Here is a 3,669-nt window from a genome sequence, read left to right on the forward strand (position 1 = left end):
CCTGTTCGCTGGTGCTATAATCCCCATCACACCAGGCAATTGTCAGTAATCCCCGTAACCAGTCCCTAACTTGTTCGTTAGTGTAGCGGTATTGAACAGAGCTAACCATAAGTATGTATGTATTGCTAAAACTGATTTCTAGTTTCTCAATTCAATTCTACCGAGCGCTCCCGGATTCTAGTGGCTCCTGTTCACATCATGTAACTATAGCCAATAACCCCATGGTCAACTAGGAAGTTTTCGTTTTTCAGTCGGCATAATCGGGCAATTTTCGCCCCTAGGAGCGGGGGTAAGGGTTGGTGCTTTTTGCTCCTTCCCCAACCGCATCAGTCCTGATAAAAAGGCGGATTGCTGGGATTAACGGCCAATCCCGAGGTAACGGAAACCAGCTGCTGTCACCACCGCAGGATCGAGGAAATTGCGACCATCAATTAACACGGGTTCGCGCATGGTTTTAACCATTTTGCCGTAGTCGAGACGGAGGAATTCTTGCCATTCCGTCACCACCACCAAAGCGTCACAACCATCGGCCAATCTTTCTGGATCCGATTCGATAATCACACCGCTTAAACCGTGACTTAAACCACTTTGGGAAACGATCGGATCATAAGCTTTTACCTTAGCACCTAAACGATTTAACTGTTCGATCATGGTTAAAGCCGGGGCATCGCGCATATCATCGGTATCGGGTTTAAAAGTTAATCCCAACAAACCGACGGTTTTACCCTTGAGGATTTTTAATTCCTGTTGCAGTTTTTCGATCGCGATTGTCCGTTGACGTTTGTTAACATTGATAGCGGCGTTAAGTAATTCCGTTTCGTAACCGTAGTCTTCTGCGGTATGTACCAAAGCCGACACATCTTTGGGGAAACAGGAACCCCCCCAACCGATCCCGGCCGAGAGGAACTTGCTGCCGATACGGGAATCTAAACCGATACCTTTAGCCACTTGGGTGACATCGGCCCCCACGCGATCACAGATATTAGCTACTTCGTTAATAAAGCTAATTTTGGTGGCTAGGAAGGCATTAGCGGCGTATTTAATCATTTCCGCCGAACTGAGATCCGTAACCACCACGGGAACGGGAGGCAAGGAGGGATCGTCAGCGAATTGGCGTTTAACCAAAGGAGCGTACAATTCCTTCATCATTTCAATGGCTTTCGGGTTATTACTGCCTAAAACAATGCGATCGGGGTTAAAAGTATCATAAACTGCCGAACCTTCCCGTAAAAATTCGGGATTGCTGACCACATCGAATTCCGCTTCGATGCGTTCTAGTGTACTAATACCGCCAACCGCAGCCACGAGATTTTTTTGTCTCTCGGCCACGCCATCGAGGACGATCATCCGTACCCAATCCCCAGAACCGATGGGAACGGTCGATTTATTGACGATTACTTTATAACCACCGTTGAGGTGGGCCCCAATACCCCGGGCCACCGCTTCCACATAACGGGTGTCACTTTCCCCCGTGGGTAGTGCTGGTGTACCAACGGCGATAAAGAGGATTTCGCCGTGTTTAACTCCCGCTTCTAGGTCCGTGGAGAATTCCAGATTGCCGGAGGCTGCCGAAGACTGCATTAATTCCGATAACCCCGGTTCATAGATGGGGGATTGTCCCGATTTCATCAATTTGACTTTTTCTTCGTTGTTATCAATACAGATAACATGATGGCCGATATGTGCTAGACAAACCCCGGTGACTAAACCCACATAACCCGTTCCGATAACACAAACACGCATGATAATCACTCCGGTGACAATTAGGTTAAATTTATTGATTAGGGATTAGCTTAGACGAGAACGGAAATCCTCGATCGTCATTTTTAAACCCTGGCGTAGAGGAATAGTTGGACTCCAATCTAGATAGGTTTTAGCACGAGCGATATCCGGTTGTCGCTGCTTGGGATCATCTTCCGGCAGTGGTTTATAGACCAATTCGGCCTCGGGATTAATCATGCCTTGGATGACTTGCGCTAATTCCAAAATTGTGTATTCGTCGGGATTGCCTAAATTAACCGGCCCGATAAAGTCTCCATTCATCAAACGCATTAACCCTTCCACCAGGTCAGAAACATAGCAAAAACTGCGGGTTTGGGAACCTTCACCATACACCGTTAAGGGTTCACCTCGCAAAGCTTGGACCACGAAATTACTCACCACTCGTCCATCGTTTTCCAACATTCGCGGGCCGTAGGTGTTGAAAATCCTGGCCACCCGGATATCGACTTTATGCTCCCGATAATACTCGAAAGCCAGGGTTTCCGCTACCCGTTTACCCTCGTCATAACAGGAACGCGGCCCAATGCAGTTGACGTTGCCTCGATATTCTTCCGTTTGGGGATGCACATCGGGATCGCCATAGACTTCCGAGGTAGAAGCGAGCAAAAATCGCGCTTTTACCCGTTTAGCTAGACCCAGCATATACATAGTCCCTAAAACATTCGTTTTAATCGTTTTGACGGGATTATATTGATAGTGAATTGGGGAAGCAGGACAGGCCAGGTGATAAATCTGATCGACTTCTAAACGGATCGGCTCGGTGATATCGTGACGAATTAGCTCAAAATAAGGATTTCCTAGCCATTTAACGATATTTCTGCGCGCCCCCGTGTAGAAGTTATCCAGACAGATCACTTCTTGACCCTGTTCCATCAAGCGATCGATTAGATGGGAACCAATAAAACCCGCACCGCCTGTAACTAGGATTCTCATGTAATCGACAAGTAAACATATAAAATTATTCTTAAAATACCCTTACGCTGGCTTTTTGGCAAATATTTTTTTTGAGGCGGTGATAACTGATCAGCGATCGCCAATGCCAGGCTAATGGCTGAATAATGGCTCGGTAATCCTTAAAAAATGTAACAATTTTCTTAGTCATCCCTACAGAGTTCTATATTGTCCAATCTTGTAGGCGTAAATTAGGGATTTGAGAGAAATCACGATAATTGCGTGTTACTAAAATACTGTTTTCTGATCAACTAATCGCTGCAATTCTTAGATATTGTGTTCCTATACGAATTTTTTGCTCCCGTAATTCTCTGAAATGATAATGAGCTTCTAAAGTATAGTTAAAAATTTTAAATTTGCTCAGATAATTAACTACATCTCTCAAACCTTGATACCCTTTGATTAACTTTTCATATTGATGGCTTTGAGAGTATTTTCTGATCACGCTGAACCATCCTCTTACTTGTTCTTCTAAAGTAATAATTGTTATAGCCGTATCATCAGGATCGATAGACGCTACTCTCCGAACTAAGTTCGGATGTAGTTTTTGCAGTAGGGTTATATGATCGGTATCTAATATATATTGAGTCACGGTGTTTCAACTTGTTGACTGTCTTCTTGGTCAACTTTTTGACGATAGGTTTCTATACTCTCTATGACTTCATCTAAGAGGGGATTATAGGTTAGTGTAACTGGTATATTGAGCAGTGGATGCTCTTGTTGTTGTTTTTTCTGCGCTAATTTTTCAAATAATTGGTTTTGTTCTTCTAAAGAAAGTTGATCGATAGATTCTATAATAGACCTCTTGCATAATTTTTTTATGGTATAATATAAGGTTTTGCTTTTTTCTCAATTCTTAGATTGAAGTGGAAAAAAGAATAAAATGTGATCTTAGGTCAGGAAATCATCTATAATTTTGCTATGTTTATTAGCAAA

General features: G+C 43.7%; 4 protein-coding genes and 1 pseudogene. All 5 read right to left on the bottom strand.

Going from position 1 to position 3,669, the window contains the following annotated elements:
* Positions 1 to 109: pseudogene (locus tag PX636_RS08285) on the bottom strand (nitrogenase); the annotation flags it as partial.
* Between the two features lie 248 nt (positions 110 to 357).
* Entirely contained in the window at positions 358 to 1,743 is a 1,386-nt protein-coding gene (locus tag PX636_RS08290) for a UDP-glucose dehydrogenase family protein (RefSeq protein WP_002797870.1), read from the bottom strand.
* 45 nt (positions 1,744 to 1,788) lie between these two features.
* Positions 1,789 to 2,715, bottom strand: coding sequence for a UDP-glucuronic acid decarboxylase family protein (locus PX636_RS08295; RefSeq protein ID WP_002797871.1), 927 nt, complete (start codon positions 2,713 to 2,715; stop codon positions 1,789 to 1,791).
* A gap of 265 nt (positions 2,716 to 2,980) precedes the next feature.
* On the bottom strand, positions 2,981 to 3,325 hold the full coding sequence (locus PX636_RS08300) for a type II toxin-antitoxin system VapC family toxin (RefSeq protein ID WP_288116718.1): 345 nt from the start codon (positions 3,323 to 3,325) through the stop codon (positions 2,981 to 2,983).
* Positions 3,322 to 3,555, bottom strand: a complete 234-nt coding sequence (locus PX636_RS22635) for a hypothetical protein (RefSeq protein WP_353853462.1) — start codon at positions 3,553 to 3,555, stop codon at positions 3,322 to 3,324. The genes PX636_RS08300 and PX636_RS22635 overlap by 4 nt, the downstream gene beginning before the upstream one ends.
* Positions 3,556 to 3,669: the final 114 nt, after the last annotated feature.

The sequence above is a fragment of the Microcystis sp. M53598_WE2 genome (assembly GCF_030067735.1).
GTDB lineage: Bacteria > Cyanobacteriota > Cyanobacteriia > Cyanobacteriales > Microcystaceae > Microcystis > Microcystis aeruginosa.

What these genes read in the sequence shown, in the direction of transcription:
- PX636_RS08295 (WP_002797871.1), bottom strand. Translation starts at nt 2,715, where the DNA reads ATGAGAATCCTAGTTACAGGCGGTGCGGGTTTTATTGGTTCCCATCTA.
- PX636_RS08290 (WP_002797870.1), bottom strand. Translation starts at nt 1,743, where the DNA reads ATGCGTGTTTGTGTTATCGGAACGGGTTATGTGGGTTTAGTCACCGGG.